Source organism: Venatoribacter cucullus (assembly GCF_016132445.1).
Taxonomy (GTDB): domain Bacteria; phylum Pseudomonadota; class Gammaproteobacteria; order Pseudomonadales; family Oceanobacteraceae; genus Venatoribacter; species Venatoribacter cucullus.
This window is the reverse complement of sequence record NZ_CP046056.1, coordinates 2410024-2417500: the sequence shown is the minus strand read 5'-3', so window position 1 is coordinate 2417500 and position 7477 is coordinate 2410024. Positions and strand designations below refer to the sequence as shown.

The following is a 7477-nucleotide window of genomic DNA, read 5'->3' as shown; positions in this document are numbered from 1 at the left end:
GTTGCTTGATCGATTAACTCATAATTCCAGCCATTAAAGTTTTACTCTTCATAGCTTGTAAGAGTTAAAACGGTTTGGGGTTATATGGTCAAGTGACTAAGCGTGCACGGTGGATGCCTAGGCAATAAGAGGCGATGAAAGACGTGATAGCCTGCGATAAGCTTCGGTGAGGTGGCAAATAACCTTTGACCCGGAGATCTCTGAATGGGGAAACCCACCTGTCATAAGGCAGGTATCTGTAACTGAATACATAGGTTGCAGAGGCGAACGCGGAGAACTGAAACATCTAAGTACCCGCAGGAAAAGAAATCAACCGAGATTCCCTAAGTAGTGGCGAGCGAACGGGGACCAGCCCTTAAGCTGTTTTGTGGTTAGTAGAACGCTCTGGAAAGTGCGGCCGTAGTGGGTGATAGCCCCGTATACGAAAACCTATAAGCAGTGAAATCGAGTAGGACGGGACACGTGGTATCCTGTCTGAACATGGGGGGACCATCCTCCAAGGCTAAATACTCCTTATTGACCGATAGTGAACCAGTACCGTGAGGGAAAGGCGAAAAGAACCCCTGTGAGGGGAGTGAAATAGATCCTGAAACCGTGTACGTACAAGCAGTGGGAGCCGACTTAGTTCGGTGACTGCGTACCTTTTGTATAATGGGTCAGCGACTTATATTCAGTGGCAAGGTTAAGCGAATAGCGGAGCCGTAGGGAAACCGAGTCTTAAATGGGCGTTCAGTCGCTGGGTATAGACCCGAAACCGGGCGATCTATCCATGAGCAGGTTGAAGGTTGAGTAACATCAACTGGAGGACCGAACCCACTCCCGTTGAAAAGGTAGGGGATGACTTGTGGATAGGGGTGAAAGGCTAATCAAGCCCGGAGATAGCTGGTTCTCCTCGAAAGCTATTTAGGTAGCGCCTCGTGTCTAACCATGGGGGGTAGAGCACTGTTAAGGCTAGGGGGTCATCTCGACTTACCAACCCTTTGCAAACTCCGAATACCCATGAGTTCAATCACGGGAGACACACGGCGGGTGCTAACGTCCGTCGTGAAAAGGGAAACAACCCAGACCGTCAGCTAAGGTCCCAAAGTTATAGTTAAGTGGGAAACGATGTGGGAAGGCTAAAACAGCTAGGAGGTTGGCTTAGAAGCAGCCACCCTTTAAAGAAAGCGTAATAGCTCACTAGTCGAGTCGGCCTGCGCGGAAGATATAACGGGGCTCAAACTATACACCGAAGCTACGGATGCACTTTGTGCATGGTAGAGGAGCGTTCTGTAAGCCGTTGAAGGTCAAGGTGTGAACCAGGCTGGAGGTATCAGAAGTGCGAATGCTGACATAAGTAACGACAAGGGGAGTGAAAAACTCCCCCGCCGGAAACCCAAGGGTTCCTGTCCAACGTTAATCGGGGCAGGGTTAGTCGGTCCCTAAGGCGAGGCAGAAATGCGTAGTCGATGGGAAGCAGTTTAATATTACTGCACCTCTTTGTAATGCGATGGGGGGACGGAGAAGGCTAGGCCAGCACGGCGTTGGTTGTCCGTGTTTAAGCATGTAGGCAGAAATCTTAGGCAAATCCGGGATTTCAATGCTGAGGTGTGATGACGGTGACTCTACGGAGTCCGAAGTGGTTGATGCCATGCTTCCAGGAAAAGCCTCTAAGCTTCAGTTACAAAGAGACCGTACCCGAAACCGACACAGGTGGGTAGGTAGAGAATACCAAGGCGCTTGAGAGAACTCGGGTGAAGGAACTAGGCAAAATGGCACCGTAACTTCGGGAGAAGGTGCGCTGGACTTGGTGAAGGGCTTGCCCCGTAAGCTGAGACCAGTCGAAGATACCAGTCCGCTGCAACTGTTTATTAAAAACACAGCACTCTGCAAACACGAAAGTGGACGTATAGGGTGTGACGCCTGCCCGGTGCCGGAAGGTTAATTGATGGGGTTAGCGCAAGCGAAGCTCTTGATCGAAGCCCCGGTAAACGGCGGCCGTAACTATAACGGTCCTAAGGTAGCGAAATTCCTTGTCGGGTAAGTTCCGACCTGCACGAATGGCGTAATGATGGCGGAGCTGTCTCCACCCGAGACTCAGTGAAATTGAAATCGCTGTTAAGATGCAGTGTACCCGCGGCTAGACGGAAAGACCCCGTGAACCTTTACTGTAGCTTTGCACTGAACTTTGAACCTATCTGTGTAGGATAGGTGGGAGGCTTTGAAGCTGAGACGCCAGTCTTAGTGGAGCCGTCCTTGAAATACCACCCTGGTATGTTTGAGGTTCTAACCTAGGCCCGTTATCCGGGCTGGGGACAGTGTATGGTGGGCAGTTTGACTGGGGCGGTCTCCTCCCAAAGAGTAACGGAGGAGCACGAAGGTCGGCTAATCCTGGTCGGACATCAGGAGGTTAGTGTAATGGCACAAGCCGGCTTAACTGCGAGACCAACACGTCGAGCAGGTACGAAAGTAGGTCATAGTGATCCGGTGGTTCTGTATGGAAGGGCCATCGCTCAACGGATAAAAGGTACTCCGGGGATAACAGGCTGATACCGCCCAAGAGTTCACATCGACGGCGGTGTTTGGCACCTCGATGTCGGCTCATCACATCCTGGGGCTGAAGCCGGTCCCAAGGGTATGGCTGTTCGCCATTTAAAGTGGTACGCGAGCTGGGTTTAGAACGTCGTGAGACAGTTCGGTCCCTATCTGCCGTGGGCGTTTGAGATTTGAGAAGCGCTGCTCCTAGTACGAGAGGACCGGAGTGGACGAACCTCTGGTGTTCCGGTTGTCACGCCCGTGGCATTGCCGGGTAGCTAAGTTCGGACAGGATAACCGCTGAAAGCATCTAAGCGGGAAACCTCCTTCAAGATGAGATCTCACTGGAACTTCGAGTTCCCTGTAGGGCCCTGGAAGACTACCAGGTTGATAGGTCAGGTGTGTAAGCGTTGTGAGGCGTTGAGCTAACTGATACTAATTGCCCGTGAGGCTTGACCATATAACACCCAAACTTGGTGTGAGTGGTAACACTCAGAAAACTGAGTTAAGAAACAGACCAGGCAACCGCCGGTTCGCGAGAGAATCCAATTTAAACTCATGTATCCGCCCTAATTTGAAGAAACGTCGCAGACTACGTAAGACGACAATGCTTCATAAAGGTTTGCTTGACGACCATAGAGCTGTGGAACCACCTGAATCCATTCCGAACTCAGAAGTGAAACGCAGTATCGCCGATGGTAGTGTGGGGTCTCCCCATGTGAGAGTAGGTCATCGTCAAGCTCTTATTCAAAACCCCCGGTAGCTCGCGCTATCGGGGGTTTTTTCATTGTGCACCTCCCTGTGCACAACCCTGCGGGCAGCGAGCTGTGCTGATCGGCTGTCCTGCCGATCAGTCTTTTACGCTGACGATAAACCCACTCTCGAATGGGGCCCACAGGGCCGTGAGCACGAACGTGCTCTGTCGGCCGCGGGGTATCACTCGCACCATCCCTGGTGCTCGCCCTGCGGGCAGCAAGCTGTGCCAGCGGCTCCTGCCGCTGGTCCCCATGTGAGGCGATCAATCAGTAACGCCGATCTAACAGCTGGTTTGCGATATTGTGGATATTTCATTGTTAACCTACCTGGTGCTCGCCCTTTGGCGAGCGACCAGTGCTGATCCGCTGTCCTACTGGTTAGTCATATGCAACGATGACCTTGTAACCCCTTAACTTTTATCTGATTGTCAGCAGCGATTTTTTTTCCTATGGTGCGGTTTCAATTCAAGGAGTGTTGTATGTCTGAAGATACTATTTTCGGCAAAATTTCCCGCGGTGAATTACCGGCGACCATCGTGTATGAAGATGATCTGTGTCTGGCCTTCCGCGATCTTTATCCGGCGGCGCCCATGCATATTCTGCTGATTCCGCGTAAGCCCATTCCGCGTTTGTGTGATTCGGTGCCGGAAGACCAGGCTCTGTTGGGCCATCTGATGCTGACGGCCAGCAAAATTGCCGCTCAGGAAGGTTTTGGTGAGGCCTACCGTTTGGTGGTAAATAACGGCGAAGGTGCCGGTCAGTCTGTATTCCATCTGCACCTGCATATTATTGGCGGCCGTGATTTGCATTGGCCTCCGGGTTAAGAGGATTATCAAGCGTGCAGTTTTCTGCGATCAAAGCCCGTCTCTACGACGGGCGTTTTCTTTCTGTTCCACAGTGGAATATCCAGCCGGGTGAGTGCTGGGCGATTACCGGCACCAATGGCAGCGGTAAAACCGTGCTGTCGATGCTGACAGCGGATCAGGTTGTACTCAGTCATGGTGAGGCGATGAACTTGCCAGCTAGGGTGGCCTTTGTGTCATTGGAGGCACAGGCCCGTCAGATTGAACTGGAACGCAAAGAAGACGAAAGCGACATTACCGATGAACCGGATAAAGGTACGTTAATTCGTGATTACCTGGCACCGCTGGCTAAGGTGCAGCACCTTATTGATTTCCTGCAGGTAGGTCATCTTCTGGATTCCGGTTTTCGGGCGTTATCCACCGGTGAAAGCCGCAAGGTTTTGCTGATTCGTGCCTTGCAGGACCAGCCAGATTTATTGGTGTTGGATGAACCGTTGGAAGGCCTGGATCAGCTCAGTCGTGAACGCGTATTGCAGCTGCTGACGGAGCAGCAGGCGGCCGGTCAGGCGATGCTCTGGGTAGCTAACCGGTTGGATGAAATTCCATCCTGGATAACGCATCTGGCCTTTATGCACGATGCTGAGCTGTTATGTCAGGGACATAAAGACGACGTTCTGGCGCGCCCGGAAGTGCAGGGGTTAATGCACTTCAATCGTCCGCTCGGTGATTTTCCAGCGGCCCCAAATGCTGACACCTTGCCAGCCGACCAACCTTTGGTACGCATGGTGAATACCCGTATCCGTTATGATGAGCGGGTGTTATTCAGCGATCTGAACTGGGAAATTAAGCCTGGCTGCCACTGGGCGATTCAGGGGCCGAATGGTTGCGGTAAAACCAGTTTGTTGCAGTTAATCACCGGCGATAATCCACAGTGCTACAGCAACGAATTGTATTTGTTCGGTATGCGCCGTGGCCGTGGCGAAAGTATCTGGGATATTAAAAAGCACATCGGCATCGTGTCATCGGCGTTGCAGTGGGAATACCGCGCTTCCACCAATGTGCTGACCACGGTTATTTCCGGTTTGTACGACAGTATCGGTCTGTACCGCAGCAGTGGCGATGATGATAAACAGCTGGCGTTAAGGTGGCTTGAGTTAATTGGGTTACGTCATAAGGCCAACCAAAGTCTGCAGCATTTATCTTATGGAGAACAGCGGCTGGTATTAATTGCGCGGGCGCTGATTAAGCAGCCGCCGTTATTGATTCTGGATGAACCCTGTCAGGGACTGGATGACCCCAGCCGCCATCTGGTACTGGCTTTTATTGCCCGACTGGCAGAACAGCAGAAAATTACGCTGCTGTATGTTACTCATCATGCCGATGAAATACCGGCAGCCATTCAGCAGCGGTTATTCTTCCGTATGCAGGATGGTGCTAGTCGTATCGAAATAAGCAGGCAATAACCCATAAAAAAACCCGGCAATTGCCGGGTTTTTTTATGCCCTTACCGCCATTAATCCAGCAAGGATTTATCGCGTACCGCACCTTTGTCGGCGCTGGTGGCGAACTTGGCGTAAACCTTCAGTGCGGTGCTCACTTTACGTGGGCGCTCGGCCGCTGGCTTCCAGCCTTTTTTGTCCTGCTCATGACGACGGTGTGAGAGTTCTTCTGCACTCAGGTCGACATTAATCGAACGGTTCGGGATATCGATGTTGATAATATCGCCATCCCGCAGCAGGCCAATAGCACCGCCGGCTGCGGCTTCCGGAGAGCAATGACCAATCGACAGACCAGAGGTACCGCCGGAGAAACGGCCGTCGGTCAGCAGCGCACAGGCTTTGCCCAGCCCCTTGGATTTCAGGTACGAGGTCGGGTACAGCATTTCCTGCATACCCGGGCCACCTTTCGGGCCTTCGTAGCGGATAATGACGATATCACCAGCTTTTACTTCATCGGCCAGAATGCCTTTTACCGCATCGTCCTGGCTTTCGAAGATTTTCGCCTTACCCTGGAATACCAGAATGGATTCATCCACACCGGCGGTTTTTACCACACAGCCATCGAGGGCGATGTTGCCGTACAGAACCGCCAGGCCGCCTTCTTTCGAATAGGCGTGTTCGATATTACGGATACAGCCGTTTTCGCGGTCGCCGTCCAGCGTTGGCCAACGGGTGCTCTGGCTGAACGCAGTCTGGGTCGGAATACCGGCCGGACCGGCTTTATAGAACTTCACAACCTCTTCGCTCGGGTTGCGCATGATGTCCCACTTATCCAGCGCTTCTTTCATGGTTTTGCTGTGAACGGTCGGCAGGTCATTGTGCAGCAGACCGGCGCGGTCGATTTCACCCAGGATACCCATGATGCCACCGGCCCGGTGTACGTCTTCCATATGGTACAGCGGCGAGTTTGGCGCCACTTTACACAGCTGCGGAACCACCCGTGACAGACGGTCGATGTCTTTCAGATCGAAGTCGCACTCGGCTTCCTGAGCGGCAGCCAGCAGGTGCAGAATGGTGTTGGTTGAACCACCCATCACGATATCCAGCGTCATCGCATTTTCGAACGCTTTAAAGCTGGCGATAGAACGCGGCAGAACCGACTCATCGTTCTCTTCGTAGTAACGCTTGGTGATTTCCACAATGCGGCGACCGGCTTCGAGGAACAGCTGTTCACGGTCGGCGTGGGTCGCCAGCAGCGAGCCGTTACCCGGCAGAGCCAGACCCAGCGCTTCGGTTAAGCAGTTCATCGAGTTGGCGGTAAACATACCGGAGCAGGAACCACAGGTCGGGCAGGCGCTGCGCTCGTATTCGGCCACTTTTTCATCGCTGGCAGCATCGTCGGCGGCGATCACCATCGCATCAACCAGATCCAGCTTGTGCTCAGACAGTTTGGTTTTACCGGCTTCCATCGGGCCGCCGGACACAAAGATCACCGGAATGTTCAGGCGCAGCGACGCCAGCAGCATTCCCGGAGTGATCTTGTCGCAGTTGGAAATACAAACGATGGCATCGGCGCAGTGCGCGTTCACCATGTACTCAACCGAATCGGCGATCACTTCACGCGATGGCAGGCTGTACAGCATACCGTCGTGACCCATGGCGATACCGTCATCCACCGCAATGGTGTTGAACTCTTTGGCCACACCACCGGCTTTCTCGATCTCGCGGGCAACCAGCTGACCCAGGTCTTTCAGATGCACGTGGCCAGGTACGAACTGGGTAAAGGAGTTCGCCACCGCAATGATCGGCTTCTGGAAATCGTCATCTTTCATCCCGGTAGCGCGCCACAGCGCCCGGGCTCCGGCCATATTGCGGCCTGCGGTAGAGGTCTTGGAACGGTATTCAGGCATGGTGTCCCTCGTCTGGTCTGCGGCTGAAAAATAAGAGCCACATTGTATCAGCCGCA

3 protein-coding genes and 2 rRNA genes are annotated in these 7477 nt (G+C 53.1%); 4 read left to right on the top strand and 1 reads right to left on the bottom strand.

The annotated features are described in order from the left end of the window. Positions 1-86: 86 nt before the first annotated feature. The 4 genes from GJQ55_RS11485 to GJQ55_RS11470 all read left to right on the top strand — a co-directional run bounded on the left by GJQ55_RS11485 (position 87) and on the right by GJQ55_RS11470 (position 5535). Positions 87-2974, top strand: a 23S ribosomal RNA gene (locus GJQ55_RS11485). A gap of 165 nt (positions 2975-3139) precedes the next feature. Beyond that, positions 3140-3255: ribosomal RNA gene (gene rrf, locus GJQ55_RS11480) — 5S ribosomal RNA — on the top strand. Positions 3256-3748: 493 nt separating this feature from the next. Continuing rightward, positions 3749-4093: a histidine triad nucleotide-binding protein gene (locus GJQ55_RS11475; protein WP_228345102.1), complete on the top strand. Its 345-nt coding sequence runs from the start codon at positions 3749-3751 to the stop codon at positions 4091-4093. 14 nt (positions 4094-4107) lie between these two features. After that, on the top strand, positions 4108-5535 hold the full coding sequence (locus GJQ55_RS11470) for an ATP-binding cassette domain-containing protein (RefSeq protein ID WP_228345101.1): 1428 nt from the start codon (positions 4108-4110) through the stop codon (positions 5533-5535). Positions 5536-5585: 50 nt separating this feature from the next. On the opposite strand, the gene ilvD is transcribed toward GJQ55_RS11470, so the two are convergent. After that, the gene (gene ilvD / locus GJQ55_RS11465; protein ID WP_228345100.1) at positions 5586-7421 is read right to left on the bottom strand and encodes a dihydroxy-acid dehydratase; all 1836 of its coding nucleotides are present in this window, start codon (positions 7419-7421) and stop codon (positions 5586-5588) included. Positions 7422-7477: the final 56 nt, after the last annotated feature.